General features: G+C 71.1%; 13 protein-coding genes. All 13 read right to left on the bottom strand.

Translation table 11 applies throughout. The features are described 5' to 3' along the window. Nucleotides 1-51 precede the first annotated feature (51 nt). Genes tssA through tssB form a run of 13 tightly spaced genes read right to left on the bottom strand, consistent with a single transcriptional unit; the run spans nt 52 to nt 15579 of the window. On the bottom strand, nt 52-1461 hold the full coding sequence (gene tssA, locus ACZ5EF_RS19045) for a type VI secretion system protein TssA (protein WP_346060994.1): 1410 nt from the start codon (nt 1459-1461) through the stop codon (nt 52-54). A gap of 10 nt (nt 1462-1471) precedes the next feature. Continuing rightward, nucleotides 1472-2107 (bottom strand): type VI secretion system-associated protein VasI, encoded by a 636-nt coding sequence (vasI, locus tag ACZ5EF_RS19040; protein ID WP_346060995.1) that lies wholly within the window; start codon nt 2105-2107, stop codon nt 1472-1474. After that, nucleotides 2104-3666 (bottom strand): sigma-54 interaction domain-containing protein, encoded by a 1563-nt coding sequence (locus tag ACZ5EF_RS19035; protein ID WP_346060996.1) that lies wholly within the window; start codon nt 3664-3666, stop codon nt 2104-2106. The genes vasI and ACZ5EF_RS19035 overlap by 4 nt, the downstream gene beginning before the upstream one ends. Before the next feature lie 3 nt (nt 3667-3669). Continuing rightward, nucleotides 3670-6279 carry a type VI secretion system ATPase TssH gene (gene tssH, locus ACZ5EF_RS19030; RefSeq protein ID WP_346060997.1) on the bottom strand — a complete coding sequence of 870 codons (2610 nt, stop codon included), beginning with the start codon at nt 6277-6279 and terminating at the stop codon, nt 3670-3672. Nucleotides 6280-6287: 8 nt separating this feature from the next. Next, complete coding sequence (gene icmH / locus ACZ5EF_RS19025) at nt 6288-7127, bottom strand: type IVB secretion system protein IcmH/DotU (protein ID WP_346060998.1); 840 nt, start codon at nt 7125-7127, stop codon at nt 6288-6290. A gap of 3 nt (nt 7128-7130) precedes the next feature. After that, nucleotides 7131-8465 (bottom strand): type VI secretion system baseplate subunit TssK, encoded by a 1335-nt coding sequence (gene tssK / locus ACZ5EF_RS19020; protein WP_346060999.1) that lies wholly within the window; start codon nt 8463-8465, stop codon nt 7131-7133. Next, entirely contained in the window at nt 8465-9001 is a 537-nt protein-coding gene (gene tssJ / locus ACZ5EF_RS19015; RefSeq protein ID WP_346061000.1) for a type VI secretion system lipoprotein TssJ, read from the bottom strand. The genes tssK and tssJ overlap by 1 nt, the downstream gene beginning before the upstream one ends. Continuing rightward, complete coding sequence (gene tagH, locus ACZ5EF_RS19010; protein ID WP_346061001.1) at nt 8998-10350, bottom strand: type VI secretion system-associated FHA domain protein TagH; 1353 nt, start codon at nt 10348-10350, stop codon at nt 8998-9000. The genes tssJ and tagH overlap by 4 nt, the downstream gene beginning before the upstream one ends. A 5-nt stretch (nt 10351-10355) precedes the next feature. Beyond that, nucleotides 10356-11372, bottom strand: coding sequence for a type VI secretion system baseplate subunit TssG (tssG, locus tag ACZ5EF_RS19005; RefSeq protein ID WP_346061002.1), 1017 nt, complete (start codon nt 11370-11372; stop codon nt 10356-10358). Further along, a complete protein-coding gene (gene tssF, locus ACZ5EF_RS19000) occupies nt 11336-13099 on the bottom strand; it encodes a type VI secretion system baseplate subunit TssF (RefSeq protein ID WP_346061003.1) in 1764 nt (587 codons plus the stop codon). The genes tssG and tssF overlap by 37 nt, the downstream gene beginning before the upstream one ends. 22 nt (nt 13100-13121) lie before the next feature. Further along, nucleotides 13122-13544 (bottom strand): type VI secretion system baseplate subunit TssE, encoded by a 423-nt coding sequence (gene tssE / locus ACZ5EF_RS18995; protein ID WP_346061004.1) that lies wholly within the window; start codon nt 13542-13544, stop codon nt 13122-13124. Nucleotides 13545-13557: 13 nt separating this feature from the next. Beyond that, on the bottom strand, nt 13558-15039 hold the full coding sequence (gene tssC, locus ACZ5EF_RS18990) for a type VI secretion system contractile sheath large subunit (protein WP_346061005.1): 1482 nt from the start codon (nt 15037-15039) through the stop codon (nt 13558-13560). Between the two features lie 33 nt (nt 15040-15072). Next, a complete protein-coding gene (gene tssB / locus ACZ5EF_RS18985; protein ID WP_346061006.1) occupies nt 15073-15579 on the bottom strand; it encodes a type VI secretion system contractile sheath small subunit in 507 nt (168 codons plus the stop codon). Nucleotides 15580-15918: the final 339 nt, after the last annotated feature.

The raw sequence follows: 15918 nt of genomic DNA, 5'->3' as shown, positions 1-15918 counted from the left end.
ACATGTGCCGTTAACCCTCGTCCCTGTCGATGTGCTTGGTGGTGCCATTGGTCATTGCAGTGCCTCCTCGAGCCGCGCCAGCAGCGCCGGCTCCCAGGCCTCCAGGCCGATCCCGGCGATGCTCTGCTGGACGGCCCGGTAGTGTTGGGTGGCCAGGGCGGCGAGCCCCGCCTCGTGGAACAGGTCGGCGCTGGCCAGGCGCCAATAGGCCGCATCCCGGGGCGAGTGCGCCGCCGCCAGGCCCTGGTCGAGGCCGGCCAGGGCCGCCGCCAGGTCGCCCTCGGCGAGGCGCTCGCGGGCCTCCTCGAGGCCGGCCTGCCAGGGGTCGCCCCCGGCGCCACCACCGGCCATGGCCGGCGTGGCCGCCGGCTGCAGCCAGCGCCGGGTGTCGTCGTCGACGAAGGGGCTGCCGTCGTTGAAGCGCAGCGCCTCCAGGCCCGGCAGGCGGGCCACGAAGCGTGCCGCCTCGTCGCGGATCGCCTCGGCGCAGCGCGGATGACCGAGGCGTTCCGCCAGGCCGGCGCTGAGGCGGTGCCCCTCCAGCCAGTAGGGGCTCAGCGCCAGGCTGGTCTCGATGCGCCGCCACAGGGCGGCGTCGCCGCCGCGGGCCAGGGCCTCCCGGTAGTCGGCCACCCGGTCCGCGGCGATGGGCGCCAGCTCGGTGCGGCCATCGTCGCGGGCGGCGGGCAGTGACTGGATCGGGCCCCAGGTGGCATGGCGGCGCAGCCGGTAGCCCAGGGCCTCGCCGGGGGCCTGGTCGTTGAGGAAATCGGCCATGGCCAGCAGGGCCTGGCGGTTGCCGCGCTCGTTGCCCGCCTCCAGGCGCGCCTCGGGGGCCGTGGGCGGCGGGGCCGCCGCGGCTGCCGCCGTCCCGCTGGTGTCGGGTGGCGTGGCCTCTGCGCCGTGATCGGCCGGCTGGCCGGGGGCCAGCCGCTCCAGCAGGCGTTGCAGCTCCTCCAGGGCGCCCAGCGGCAGCTCCCGGGCCGCGGCGGCACCGTGCAGGGTCGCCAGGGCGCTCAGCGCTTCGTCGTGCTGGGCGGCCTGGGTAAAGCGCAGGCCCCCGGCGAGCTTGACCGCCCGCTGGGTGAACTGGGCGAACAGCTTGGGGCGGGCCCGGGCGCCGCGGGGGCCGGCGTAGGGGGTGGCGTTCTCCCACCAGGCCGCCAGGCTGCCGGCCAGCAGCTCCAGCGAGAGGGTGAAGCGCCGCGGCGCGGCGTCGTGCTGCAGGCAGTGCAGCAGGTGGCCGAGCACCCGCAGGTCCTTGCCCGCCTCGCCGAGCAGGCGGACGGCCCGGGCCTCGGCGCCGGCCCAGTCCATCTCGCCGTGCTGCAGCGAGCCGATCTTCATCATCTCCTCGTCGAGCCAGGCGAAGTCGGCCCGCTCGTCCAGGGGCGGCGCCTCGGGGCCTGGCGCCAGGGGCGCCAGCAGGGGCTCGAGATGGCTACGGTCGGTGATTCGCATGCTCGGCTCCTTACCAGCGACAGGCATCGCGCAGGGGCTGGATCTGCTGGCGCAGGCCGCCCAGCTCGAAGCGCAGCCCGTCCAGGGCCTCCCGCTCGCTGGCCAGGCTCAGGGTCTCGCTATCCAGCAGCCAGCGCAGGGTATCGATGGCGGGCAGGCCGCGACCGCCGCTGACCACATGGCCGCCGTCGCGAATGCGCCAGGTCTGGGCCAGGTCGCCGCGGGCGCCCCGCAGGCGCAGCTCCGCCCGCGGCGCGTCGAGGGCCTCGGGCAGGTGCAGCTGGAAGCGGGTGATCGACTCCTGGCAACTGATCACCAGCACCGGACGCGGCGGGACGCTGCCCAGGGCCGGCACGGTCAGCAGTACCTCGTCGCCATCGACGCCGGCGAGCAGGCCGAAGGCGTCGTCGGTGCGGCGTGCCTCCTGGTCGAGCACCGCCTGCCACAGCGCCGGCGGCGCGTCGGCGGCGGGGGCCGGGGCGTCCCGGAAGAGGGCGTCATAGCAGTGCAGGCGCTCGAGCCGGGAGTCGAGGACGGCGCAGTGCCGGGCCTCGGCCAGGCGCGTGGCATCGTCGGCCTGGGCCGGCGACGGGGTCAGCCAGGCCAGGGGCAGGGCCAGCAGCAGGGGGAAAATCGGCAGCCTCATGGGGTATCCAGCTCCAGCCGTTGGCATTTATGGGCCAGGGTGCGCTTGGGCAGCCCCAGGCTCTCGGCGGCCCGGGCGCGATTGCCGTCGAAGCGGGCCAGCCGCTGGCGGATCAGGGTGGCCTCGAAGTGGCGTACCGCCTGGCGCAGGTCGTCGATGGCGTAGAGGTCCGGCTCGCCGGCCGACGCGCGGGAGGCCGGGGCTAGGGCGCCGGCATCGATGCCGGGCAGCGCCGAGGGCCCGATATCCGCGCCGGGGTGGGTCATGGCGCAGGCGTAGTCGATCAGGTTCTTGAGCTCGCGCACGTTGCCGGGGTAGTCCCGCTCGCGCAGCAGGCGCAGGGCCGCGGAGGTGATGCCCATCTCGTGGCGCCCCTCCCGGGCGCAGAAGTCGGCGATAAAGGCCTCCACCAGCAGGGGGATGTCCTCGCGGCGCGCCGCCAGCGGCGGCAGCGCCAGGGGGAACTGGCCGAGCCGGTAGTAGAGGTCGGCGCGGAAGCCGCGGTCGCGAATGCGCTCGCGCAGCGGCTGGTGGGTGGCGGCGACCAGTCGCAGGTCGGCCTGGCGCTCCTCGCCGGCGCCTAGGGGACGGTAGCGGCCGCTCTCCAGGACCCGCAGCAGCTTGGCCTGGAGCGGCAGCGGCATGTCGCCGATCTCGTCAAGGAAGAGGGTGCCGCCGTCGGCCTGGCCGATCAGCCCGTCCCGGGCCTGGTCGGCGCCGGAGAAGGCCCCCCTGGTGTGGCCGAACAGCTCCGCCTCGAGCAGCGACTCGGGAATGGCGGCGCAGTTGATGGCCAGGAAGGGGCCGTCGCGACGGGCCGAGAGGCGGTGGATCGCCCGCGCCACCCGGTCCTTGCCGGTGCCGGTCTCGCCCTGCAGCAGCACCGCCAGGTTGGTCTCGGCGGCGCGCACCACCTGGTCGCGCAGCGCCTGGCTGGCCGCGGAGACTCCCAGCAGGTCCTCGCCGAGGCGCTCGGCCAGGGCGCGGCGCCGGGCGCCATCGCTGAGCTGGGTCAGGGAGTCGCGCAGCCGCGCCTGGCGGTCGCGCTCGTCCCGGTGGCGCGCCAGGCGCGCCCAGAGCCGGCACAGCAGGGCCTCGAAGGCGGCGAAGCCGGGGTCGGCGAGCAGTGCCTCGAGGCGCTCGGGGGCATCCGCCAGGGCCAGGGCACCCAGCCACTCGCGCCGGCCGTCCTGGGCGCGCAGGGGGCGCACCTCCAGGTGCAGCTCATGGGAGAGCCCGGCCACCTGGGCCTGGAAATCCGGGTGGTCGAGGCGCGAGCGGGCCTCGCCCAGGGCCAGGCGCAGCGGTTCGCCGCGGCGGATGGCATGGGCATAGGGGTGGCGGAAGTCGTCGCAGGCCAGGCGGAAGTCGGCGTCATCGGAGGCCAGCCGGCGGCCGTTCTCCGCCAGGTAGAGGCAGTCGACCCAGGCCGTGGGCTGGCAGTGGCCGAGCACCTCCCGGGCCCGACGGCGCAGGGCCGGCGGGGCCTCGCTCTCCACCAGGGCCAGCGCCAGGGCCATGCCATCCAGACGCACGATATCGCGCTCCCGACCCGCCATGGCTCAGGCCACCTCCGCGGTGAAGTCGCCGTCGCCATCGACGCCCAGCACCACCCGGGAGACCGGCTCCTGGCGGGCCAGGCGCTCGAGCAGGGCGCGGGAGAGCGGCGGCAGCAGCTCGCCGTCGATCACCGACTCCAGCATGCGCGCGCCGTTCTCGCTGCGGGTGGCCCGGGCACGGATCGCCGCCGCCAGGGCCTCGTCCAGCACCACCTCGGCCCGGCGATGGCGGGCGCCGAGGCGCTCGGCCAGGCTCGCCAGCTTGGCGTCGACGATGGCGTCGAGGGTGGCGTCGTCCAGGGGGCGGTAGGGCACCACCTCCATGCGCGCCAGCAGGGCCGGGCGGAAGAAGTCCGCGAGCACCGGGTAGAGCGCCTCGTCCAGGGCCTCGGGGTCGTCGGCATGGGCGACGATGGCCTCATAGCCGAGGTTGGAGGTGAGGAAGAAGAGCACGTTCTTGCAGTCGATCAGGCGCCCCTCGCCATCGGCCAGCTCGCCCTTGTCGAAGGCCTGGTAGAAGAGGTTGAGCACGTCGGGGTGGGCCTTCTCCACCTCGTCGAGCAGCACCACCGAGTAGGGGCGCTGGCGGATCGCCTCGGTGAGCAGGCCGCCCTCGCCGAAGCCCACGTAGCCGGGGGGCGAGCCGATCAGCCGCGAGACGGTGTGCTTCTCCTGGTACTCGGACATGTTGATGGTGGTGAGGAACTGGCGGCCGCCGTAGAGCTGCTCGGCGATCTGCACCACCGTCTCGGTCTTGCCGACGCCGCTGGGGCCCACCAGCAGGAAGGCGCCCAGGGGGCGGCCGGGACGGCGCAGGTCGGCGCGGGCGGTGAGCAGGTGGCGATGGATGCGCTCGATGGCCGGCGCCTGGCCCTGCACCTCGCGCCCCAGGTGCTCGGGCAGCTCGGTGAGCCGGCTCAGGGCGTCGCGGGTCATGCGCTCCACCGGGACGCCGGTCCAGTCGCCGATGACCTGGGCGATCTGGGCTTCCTCGACGCTGGCGTTGACCAGGGCGAACTCCCGCTGCAGGGCCTCCAGGTCGGCCTCGCGGTCGGCCAGCTCGGCGCGGGCCGCCGCGCGCTCCGCCTCCGGGATGGCGTCCTCGAGCAGGCGGCGGTGCAGGACGAGGATGGCGTCGACCCCCTGGCGCTGCGCCTCCCAGGCGGCCTCCAGGCTGGCCAGCTCGTCGTCGAGGCGGACCAGTCGGGTGATCAGCTCGTCGACCAGGGCGGCGTCCGGGGTGCGTCCCAGCAGCCGCTCGCGGTCGAGCTGGTCGCGTTCGCGCAGCGCCGCCAGGTGCTCGCTCTTGAGGTGGCTGAGGCGCCGCGGCGGGGTGTCCAGGGCCTGGGCCAGGCGGGTGCAGGCGGTATCCAGGACGTCGATGGCCTTGTCGGGCAACTGGCGGCCGGCCAGGTAACGGGCCGAGAGCTCGGCGGCGGCGCGCAGGCCGCTGTCGCCGATCAGCACGCCGTGGGCGGCCTCGTAGGTGTCGCGCAGGCCGCGCAGGATCACCAGCGCCTGGGCGGTGCTGGGCTCGGCCAGGCTGACCGGCTGGAAGCGCCGCGACAGGGCGGGATCCTTCTCGAAGTACTTCTTGTATTCGCGCCAGGTGGTGGCGGCGATGGTGCGCAGCTCGCCCCGGGCCAGGGCCGGCTTGAGCAGGTTGGCGGCGTCGCTGCCGCCCTCGGCGTTGCCGGCGCCGATCAGGGTATGGGCCTCGTCGATAAACAGCAGGATGGGTCGCGGCGCGGCCTTGACCTCCTCGATCACCGCCTTGAGGCGCTTCTCGAACTCGCCCTTGACCGCGGCGCCGGCCTGCAGGGCGCCGATATCCAGGGCCAGCAGCTCGACCCCGGCCAGGGCGCTGGGCACCCGGCCCTCGACGATGCGCGCGGCCAGGCCCTCCACCACGGCGCTCTTGCCGACCCCGGCGTCGCCGATGACGATGGGGTTGTTCTTGCGCCGGCGGCCGAGGATATCGAGCATCTGGTCGATCTCGGGGTCGCGGCCCAGCACCGGGTCGAGCTCGCCGCGCCGCGCCTGCTCGGTGAGCGAGCTGGCGAAGCGCGCCAGGGCGCTGTCGGCCTCGCCGCCTTGGGCGGCGCGGCGCGGGGTGGCCGCCGCCTCGGGGTGCGGCGCCTCGGCGGAGTCGGCGGTGAGGCGGTCGAAGTCGCGGCGCAGCGCCTCGCGGTTGATCCCGGCCAGCAGGGCGACGCCGCCGGGGCCCAGGTAGCGGGGGGCGTTGTGCAGCAGGGCGGTGAAGATCAGGCCGCTGCGCAGGGCGTCGTGACGGAACTCGGTGGTGGCCAGCAGCCAGGCGTCCTGGAGCAGCTCCACCAGCAACGGCGAGAAGCTCGGCGTGGTGACCTGCAGGTCCTGGACCGGGCGCCCCTCCTCGGCGAGGCGGGCGCGCAACTGGGCGGCGTCGATCGCCTCGGCCTCGAGCAGGCAGCGCAGGTCGCACAGCGGCTGATCGATCAGCGCCTGCAGCAGGTGCCCGGCGGTGACCTCCGGGGCCTGCTGTTCGGCGCACAGCGCGGCGGCCTGTTCGAGGCCCTGGCGGGCGATGGCGTTGAGGCGGCCGATAAGGGCCGGAAGCTCTACCCTGAGCATGCTATCTCCTATCGAAAGATCTGATCGAGCAGGCCGGTGACCTGGAGGGCCTGCTGGTCCAGCGACCAGGCCAGGCCCGCATAGGTGGCCACCATGGCGCCGGCGAAGAGGGTGAAGAGGGCCCAGACCGGCAGGCCCTGGCCGTGGCGTCGGCCGCCGCTCATGACGTTGTCGAGGGGCCGGGTCAGTTCGTCCTCGGGGGGCGTCTCCAGGGAGGCCAGCAGGTCGCCGAGGGCGCGCACCACCTGCTCGTATTCGTCGCGGGCCTGGGACATCACCCGGTAGCGGCCCTCGAAGCCGAGGCACAGGCAGAGGTAGATAAAGGCCAGGATGTCCCGGTAGCGGCGCGGCTCCTGCTGCAGGCGGGCGAGGATCGAGAAGACCTTCTCGCCGCCCCAGGTCTCGTTGTGGAAGCGGGTCAGCAGGGAGTGCTCGGCCCAGACGCTCTGGCGTCCCCAGGGGGTGCCCATCACCGCCTCGTCGATAAAGGAGCAGAGCACGTAGCGGTAGGCCAGCAGGGTGGGACGGTCGTAGCCCTGCTCGGTGAGTTCGATCTCGATGGCGGCGATCTCGTCCACCACCTGGCGGTAGAGGCGCTCGATATCGTCCAGGGCCTCCAGCTGGCGTACCCGCAGCACCATGCCCAGCAGGCCGCTGGCGGCATCCACCAGGGGGTTGAGGTTGTAGCCGCGCAGCCGGAACCAGAACGCCTCGTCGGCGTCCAGGTGCTCGGCATGGCTATGGATCAGGTGCTCGAGGCCGCGGTCGTCGATGCGATCCTCGTGGCGGCCGATCTCCGAAAACTCCGCGTCCTCGATGCCGTCGCGACGGCGCACTAGCTCGTTCATGGCTTAGCTCCTGATCGCCCAGAATTGCAGTTCCAGCCCCGGGAAGTCGCCGGCCACATGGAAGGCGAAGCCGCTGGCGCCCTCCAGCATGCTCCAGGCCTGGCCACTGCGGTCGAGGCGGAAGTAGCTGTAGCCGGCGTGGTAGGGTAGCTCGCGGGGGGCCACCGGCAGCGGCTCCAGGGGAATCCCCGGCAGCTGCAGGCTGATGAGGTCGCGGATGCGCTCGACGCTGGCCACCTTGGTCTGTTGCAGGAACAGCTTGCGCAGCCGCTCGTGGGGCAGGTCGGCGCGCACCGCGAGGATAAAGTCGGCGCTCTCGATCAGGCCGGGGTCGGCCAGCGGGGCCACCAGCAGGCCGTAGCGGCGGGCCTGCAACTGGATGGCCATGGCGCGTGGCTCCAGCACCGTGGAGAGGGACTGGCGCAGGCTCTGCATCAGCGGCCGGAAGGCGCGCTCCGGATGGTCATGGTCGTAGGCCGGGAACTCCGGCGGCAGCCGCGACTCGTCGGTGAAGGTGACCAGCTCGCTGGCGGTCTCCAGCATCTCGGCGTAGAGGCGCTCCGGGTGCAGCCGGCCGAGGCGCGCCAGGTGGGCGAAGCGCGGCTGGGCGCGGTTGAGCTGCTGCAGCAGCATGAAGTCGGCCACGTCCGCCACGCCGCTCTGCTGGGGCGAGGCCAGGCGCTGGGCGATATTGCGGGCGCGCTCGCGCATCAGCCCGGCCATCTCGCCGAGGAAGCGCCCCAGCCGGGGGGCCGCCTGGACATTGAGCAGGGTGGGCAGGAACTGCTCGTCCAGCACCAGGCTGCCGTCGGGACGGCGCTCGTGGATGCGCGCCACCGCCAGGCAGGCGTAGGCGCTGCGATCCTCGTTCTCCAGCAGCAGCCGGGGCGCCACCCGGGCCAGCTCCAGGTCGACGGTGTCGCCCTCCCGGGAGTGCAGGTCGCGCACCCCGCGGGGCTCCAGGCGATAACGCGCCGGCAGGTCGTCGCCGGGCCAGTGCACCTCGGCCACCGCATCGGTGGCCAGCGGCAGGCCCAGGTAGACCACCTGGTTGGCGATGGCGGCGTCGTCGATCTCCAGGGGATGGGGCTCGATATCGTCGTCGGGCAGGCGGAAGGCGGTGCCGTCCGGCATCACCCCGCTGGCACGACTCAGGGCGATGCGCCCGAAGCTCAGGTATTCGGCGTTGAGCTCCAGGGAGAGGAAGCCGTAGGGGTACTGGCCGATGCCCTCGAGGCGGGCATCGATCAGTCCCTCCAGGCTACGCTGCTGCTGCTGGAAATGCTGGGGCTTGATAAACAGCCCCTCGCTCCATACCACGCGGTTGCGACTGGCCATCAGCCTTCCTTCCTCAGTTCGGCCTCGTGGGCGCGCAGGTGGACCAGCAGGTGGTGGTGCTCGCCGCGGGAGCGCACCCGCACCACCTTCTTCCATTCCGCCTCCTCGGAGTCGCCATAGAAGGCGATGATGCCCAGGTAGCGGGTCTCGGGATCCACCTCGAAGGGCTCATAGAACTTCCACTGGCCGGGCAGCAGGGTGAAGTCGTCGTGGCTCAGGTAGTTGGTGCCCAGGGCGCCCTCCAGGTCGTCGCGCAGCTGATCGAGGTCCGCGGCCATCAGCATGGAGTCGTCCTTGAGCTGGAGGACCTGGAAGCGCAGCGGCGTGCCCTCGCCCTCGCGGTTGGGGTTGACGTCGGGCTCGGCGACCATCGCCAGGTCGATGCGGGTCGGGCGATCCTCGGGGTAGCCCACCGGGATCGCGGGGTCGCGCATCACCTGCCAGGTCTTGCCGGCGGCTTCCCGGGTCGAGGCGCAGCCGCCGAGCAGGCCGGCGATCAGCAGCAGGGCGAGGCCGGAGACGAGCAGTCGCTTCATGTGTCCTCCCGCTGCTGGCGGCGCACCGAGTGGTCATAGGCCTGCTCGAAGACTTCCCAGAACAACTTCTGGAAGCCCCGCTGGCGCCCGGAGTTGAGCTCCCGGTAGTAGTGGCGATACATCTCCCAGGCCCAGCCGCCCTCGTCCTCGAGGCGGTTGCCGGCGCCGCGGTAGGCATGGAAGCGGCGCAGCAGCGCCTCGGGGGCGAAGGCATCGAGGATGGCGCCGAGGGCCTGCTCGATGGCCTCCTCCACGGCCTGCTGGTGCTGCCCCTGGTGGGCCAGGCACTCGGCCACGGCGGCCGGCGGCGAGAGGTGCACCGGGCTGCGGTCGGCGGCGAACAGGGTGGTGAGGGTCTCCGGGTAGGGCTGGCCCAGCCGCAAGGGGTTGTCCTCGATGGGTTGCAGGCGGCGGTCGCGCAGCGGGTAGCGGCTGTCGTCCTGGGCACGCTGCAGGGCCATCAGCCCCTCGAGGGCGGCGCGCAGGGTCTGGCCGGCCTCGGCCAGGAAGGCCTGTTGCTCCTCGCTGTCGCGCAGCGGCAGCTCCGCGCCCAGGCCGCGCAGCAGGGGGTCGGCGCCCACATGGCCGGTGGTGCCGGCCTGGGGCTTGTGCCAGCGATCCTCGAGCTGCTCGCCCACCGAGCGCTCCAGGTCATTCAGTAGCCGTTCATCCATGATCAGGTCCTCGTTGGTGCGAATCGTCGGCATGTCCACGGCCGTGACGTGCCGTGGTGGGGGGCTGTAACTGCGACTCCCGGGCGTGGCCAGGAGGTCATCATCGGTGGCCAGGGCCTCGGCGGCCTCGGGTTCGGTGAGGGCCAGCATGGGGTCCTGCTGGCCCGCGCCGGGGCTGACACCGCCCAGGGCCGCCAGGGGATCCTCCTGATCGGGGCCCCGGCTCGCCTGGGCGCCCAGCGGGGCCAGGGTCGCCGGCAGGCCGCCCTCCTCCAGCGCCTCGGGCTCCTCGTCGATCAGTTGGGTCAGCGGCTGGCTGCCCGGGGTGCCCTGCTGGCGGTCGCCCAGGTGCACCCGCAGGCAGTAGTCGCCGAGGCGCAGCTCGTCGCCGTCGCGCAGGGCGGCGCGTCGGCTGCGTCCCAGGGGCAGGGTGGCCTGATTGACGAAGGTGTGACCGCTGCGGTCGATCAGGCAGAAGCGGCCATCGATGCGGCGAATCTCGGAATGATTGGGGCGAATGCGCCCGGCATGATCCTGCAGCAGCCAGTCGTCGCCGCCGCTGCCGAGGGTGCCACCGGCAGCGCCGAACACATGGCTGCTGGTGGAACGCCCCTCCAGGCGCTCGCTGTTGGTGACCACCAGGGTGATGGCATCGTGATGGGGGGAGGCGTGCATGGGCATTACCCTGTCATCTGGATACGGACCCGGCGGCGCCGACTGGCGCCCTGGGCATCGGGGTTGACGAAGGTGGTCCAGCCGAGCTGGCTGCTGCCGGCCTCGCCGAGGCGCATGGGCAGCACGGCGCTCTCCAGCAGCTCGAGCTCCAGGTCGTAGGCCAGGGGCTCGCGCAGCACGAAGGCCATCAGGGTCTTGAGGGCGGCATGCTCGCGGCCATCGGGCAGGAAATCGCGGAAGCGCGCCAGGCTGAGGCCGCGCAGGCAGAGGGCGAACTTGCCCCCCACGTCGGCGACCCGCTCGCCGGCGATCATGTCCTGGCCCAGGGACATGTTGCCGAGCCCGGTGCGGCTGCGCTGGTCCTCGGGAATCTCCACCCAGCGCCGCACCCATTGCTCGATATGCACCTCGTCCAGGTCGAAGCAGTGGGAGACGATGCTGCCGACCACCTCCGGCGAGCGGGAGCGCCCGGCCAGCAGGCCGGCGTAGGCCAGCATCTTGCTCCAGTTGATGGGGGTCTCGCCGCGCAGGTCGTCGTCGGCCAGGCCCACCAGGGCGAAGATCGCCGCCGAGAAGCCATCGCTGGCGTTGTCCTGGTAGCGGGCGTAGTGGCGATACTTGCGCCAGGCCCGATGCATCAGGGTCAGCAGGCGGTGGTTGAAGAAGTCGAGGAAGTCGCCGGCGGTGCCTTCGCGGTGGGCGCGGCCGTGGGCCAGGGCCTCCAGGTAGTAGCCGGGCAGCGGCGACTGGGCGCCCTGCAGGCCGAAGAAGCTGACCTCCAGGGCGTAGCCGTCGCTGGGCCGCGGCGCCAGTTCGATCACGTCGCTGCCGGGGAAGCCCAGGGAGGCCGAGGCGTGGAAGCGCACCCGCTCGCGTCCCGGGGCCTCCTGGGTCGCCTCGAGGTCATCCCCGTGGTAGCGGTGCAGGAGTTCGACGAGCTGGAAGAAGTCGTAGCGCCGGGCCCCGTCGAGCAGGGGCCGGAGCGCTACATCAGGGGCTGCTGGCCCGGCCGCAAGGTCCATGCGTAGCGCTCTCGATTGTGACGGTTGATGACATGCAACTCGTGGAAGGAGTTGATGCTGGCGTACAGGGAGAAGAAGTGCGACAGCACGCTGCCGAACAGGTAGAGGCTGCCCTCGTCGCCGAAGGCCGACTGCTCCAGGGTCATGGTCGAGCGCAGGCCGCGCACCGGCAGGCCGCGCTCCAGGCGGTCGATGGGCCGGGTCTCGATGGCGGCGATGCCGGCCAGGCGCTGCCGGGAGACCCGCTCCGCCTGGCGGTCGACCAGGGCGCGGAAGTCGTAGGCGCGCAGCACCGAGCAGAGGGCGTCGCGCTCCAGCAGCGACAGGTAGTTGAGCGACAGGTTGGAGATCAGCGTCCACAGCAGGCTGCCGTCCAGGGTCGGGCGCAGCGTCGGCGTCGGCCGGGTCAGGTTGCGGAAGTCGGCATAAGCCGGGCTCGACTCGGTGGGGACGCAGATATCGCCCACGGTGAGCCGCTCCGGCAGGGCCCGGTTGCTGCAGGTGAGGCGCAGCGACAAGGTTTCGCGCAGCCCCAGGCAGGCCCGTTCGTCGCCGCGCACGAAGGCGATGTCATGGTCGAAGCCGTCGCCGCGCAGGCTGTCGCGGACCCGCACCCGATAGTAGAGGGACTCCCGCTGGCGGTCGCGCTCGATCTGGTGCTGGAAGCTCTCGAAGGGCACATAGTCGCGGGGCTTGCCGCGGATCTTGCCGGAGGCGCTCTCCAGCCAGCCCTGTACCGCATCGACGCTGAACACCTCGTAATGATCCGGGTGGCGGCTGCTGGGGTGGATGCGGTACTCGCTGCGCTCGCCGCTCAGGTCGATGGGGTCGGCGTCGTGGGTGAAGAGGTTGATGGCCGGGGTGCAGTAGAGCGCCAGGTGCTCGTCGTGCACCTTGGCATCCGCCGGCAGGGTCCGCGAGAAGACGAAGCGCAGGGTCAGGCGCCGGGCCTGGCGCGGCGGCAGCCGGCGCCCCAGGGCCTCGAGCTCCACGAACTGGAAGGCCTCGGGGAAGCACAGGTACTCCTGCAGGATGCGATAGCCCTGATGGACATTGCGCGGGTAGGGCAGCAGGGCGTGCTCGCGCTCGAAGCCCACCGGCTTGAGGGTGCCGGCCGGCAGGCGCTGGGTGTCGCCATCCACCTCCAGCTCGATACGCGCCAGGTAGTGGTTGAGCCACAGGTAGAGGGTGCGGGCGGTATAGCCGTCGCCGCCCAGGTGCAGGCGCAGCGCCTCGATACCCAGCTCGTCCAGGGGCTGGTCGCTGTGCACGTCCATGGCCAGCTCGACGATGGAGGCCTCCCGGGAGTGCTGGGCGGTGACCCCGGCATGCGCCAGGGGGTAGAGCGCCACCTCGTGGCAGGTGTGGAAGCGGCAGGGGGTGCCGTCCACCGGCTGGCTGGCCAGGGCGGTGCCCGCGGCGATGCGCTGGCTGGCGCTCAGCGCATGCCAGATCGGCTGGAACTGCACCAGGGTCATGCTGGGCACCGGACGCAGGTAGTTGGGCCACAGCATGTTGATCAGCGAATGGGTCAGCTCCGGGAACTCGTCTTCCACCTTCTCGCGCATGCGCCCGGTGAGGAAGGCGAAGCCCTCGAGCAGACGCTCCACGTCCGGGTCGGTGCTGCGCTCGGAGAGGAAGCGGCTCAGGCCGGGGTTGGCTTCGGCGAAGTCCCGCCCCTGGCGTTTCAGGAAATTGAGCTCATCCCGGTAATAGCGATTGAGCATACGGACCTCGCCGCGGTGGTGGTCAGTTCAGGCACTGGTAGCGCTTGTCGTTGAGCAGCAGGTCGATGGTGGCCTCCGCCTGGTCGGCGCCGAGGTCCAGGGTGGCGTGCACCTGGAAACGCAGCTGCAGCGGCGCGCCGCTATTGGGCAGCGATTCCACCTCGGCACGGCGAATGCGCGGCTCGAAGCGCTCGATGCACTGACGGATGGCGCGCTGGACGTTGAGCTCCAGGTCCAGCACGCCGATGGTGGCATCGTTGAAATCGAGCAGGCCCAGCTCCGGGGCGGATTCGCTGTGCCCCGGATGGCTGTTGAGCAGGTCGACCAGGTGGCGCTTGACCGACTCCACCGTCTCGAGGGTGGGGTCGGCACTCGGCGCGTCATGGGGCGCCGTCAGGCGCTCGAAGAGCCGTCCGCGGGACCGGCCATCACGATGATGCGTCATGGCTCGGGGGCCCTCACTCCTTGTCGAGGCGACCCACCAGCGACAGCTCGAAGTTGGCGCCCATGTACTTGAAGTGCGGACGCACCGCCATGGAGACCTGGTACCAGCCCGGATCGCCTTCCACGTCGGAGACCTGGATGGAGGCGGCGCGCAGCGGCCGACGGCTGCGCACGTCGGCGGGCGGATTCTCCTGGTCGGCCACGTACTGGCGGATCCAGGCGTTGAGCTCCCGCTCCAGGTCCTGACGCTCCTTCCAGGCCCCGATCTGCTCACGCTGCAGCACCTTGATGTAGTGGGCGAGGCGATTGACGATAAACATGTAGGGCAGCTGGGTGCCGAGCTTGAAGTTGGTCTCGGCGGCCTTGCCCTCGGGGGTGTTGGGGAAGGTCTTGGGCTTCTGCACCGAGTTGGCGGAGAAGAAGGCGGCGTTGTCGCTGCCCTTGCGCATGGTCAGCGAGATGAAGCCCTCTTCGGCCATCTCGAACTCGCGGCGGTCGGTGACCAGCACCTCGGTGGGAATCTTGGCCTGCAGCTGCCCCATGGCCTCATAGGTGTGCACCGGCAGGTTCTCCACGGCGCCGCCGCTCTGGGGGCCGATGATGTTCGGGCACCAGCGGTACTTGGCGAAGCTGTCGTTGAGGCGCTCGGCCAGCAGATAGGCGGTATTGCCCCATAGATAGTGCTCGTGGCTCTCGCTCACCGTTTCCCGGTAGTTGAAACTCTTGACCGGGTTCTCCACCGGGTCGTAGGGCATGCGCAGCAGGAAGCGCGGCGCGGTCAGGCCCAGGTAGCGGGCGTCCTCGGACTCCCGCAGGCTGCGCCAGCGGGCGTACTTGGGCCCCTCGAAGATCGCCTTGAAGTCCTTGATATTGGGCAGCTCCTCGAAGCTGTCGATACCGAAGAAGCCGGGCGCCACCGAGGACAGGAAGGGGGCGTGGGCCATGGCGCCGACGGCGGCGGTGTACTGCAGCAGCTTGATGTCCGGAGTCGAGGGCGAGAAGTCGTAGTTGCCCACCATGGCGGCCACCGGTTCGCCACCGAACTGGCCATACTCCGCTGCATAGACGTGCTGGTAGAGGCCGCTCTGGCTGAGTTCCGGGGCGAACTCGAAGTCCTCCAGCAGCTCCTCCTTGGTGGCATGCAGGACGTCGAGCTTGATGTTCTCGCGGAAGTCGGTGCGATCCACCAGCAGCTTCAGGCCGCGCCAGGCGGATTCCAGGTGCTGGAAGGACGGGTCGTGGAGGACCTCGTCGACCTGTTGGCCGATCTTGCGGTCCAGCTCGACGATCATGCGGTCGACCACCGCCTTGTTGACCTGGGGAGTGCCGTCGTCGCTGCGCAGGAGTTCGCCGATAAAGGCGGCGACGCCCTGTTTGGCGATATCGTAGCCGTCGTCGGCGGGGGCCATGCGGGTCTGGGCCATCACCTGATCGAGGAGGCTCTCCTCGGTCCGGGTCTCGGTCGCCTGTTGCTGCTGTTGTGCCGTGTCGGTCATGAGCGTGCCTCGGTTCCGTTGCCGTGCGATGGGTTAGGCGTTGTCGCCGCGGGTATCGAGCAGGTCCAGCTCGGCCAGCAGCTGTTGACGCGCTTCGTTGCTCTCCAGCAGGCGCTGCAGGCGTTCGCGGAAGGCGGGGACATTGCCCAGCGGGCCCTTGAGGGCCACCAGGGCCTCGCGCAGCTCCACCAGCTTGCGCAGCTCGGGGACCTGGCGGGCGACGCTATCGGGGGCGAAGTCCGCCAGGGACTGGAAGGCCAGCTCCACCGGCAGGTCGGTGGGCTCGTCGCTCTCCTCGAGGCGGTTGGGCACGCTGGTCTGCAGCGACAGGCCGGCCTCGCGCATCACCGACTGAAAGTTGTTCTTGTCCACCGAGACGGTGCTGCGTTCCTCGATGGGCGCCTCTTCCGGGCCCCCCTTGAAGTCGCCGACGATCAGCAGCTTCTGGGGCAGCTCGGTCTCGGCCTGTTGATCGCCGGTGGCCGGCACATACTTGATGTTGATCCGTTCCTTCGGTGCGACGGTGCCTTCTTTGGCCATGATCAAACTCCCTGACGAACCTAGTGCGTCTATCCGTGATTTATGTTTTCAGAAACTACCGGGTGGCTCGGAATGGAGACAGAGCCAACTAAGAGGCCGGCGGCAGAGGCTCGCCGAGGGCGGCGCCGTCCGGACCTTTAATGGGGTGGAATCGTTCTCAGGTGCGCGATGATAGCAATATTGTCCGCGTCTTGCAGGAGGGGAAAGTGGGGCGGGCGAGGACGGTTTCAAATGGTAAAAATTGATATTGTTAGCCGTAGTTCATTGAATTTTATCTGTTATTTGTCGGTTGTCTCGGGGGGTGGTGGAGTGGGAGATGAGGGAGTGGTCGATCGGCTA

The sequence above is a fragment of the Bisbaumannia salifodinae genome (assembly GCF_055388505.1).
The sequence above is the reverse complement of the archived record's forward strand: the minus strand, read 5'-3'. Positions and strand labels throughout refer to the sequence as shown.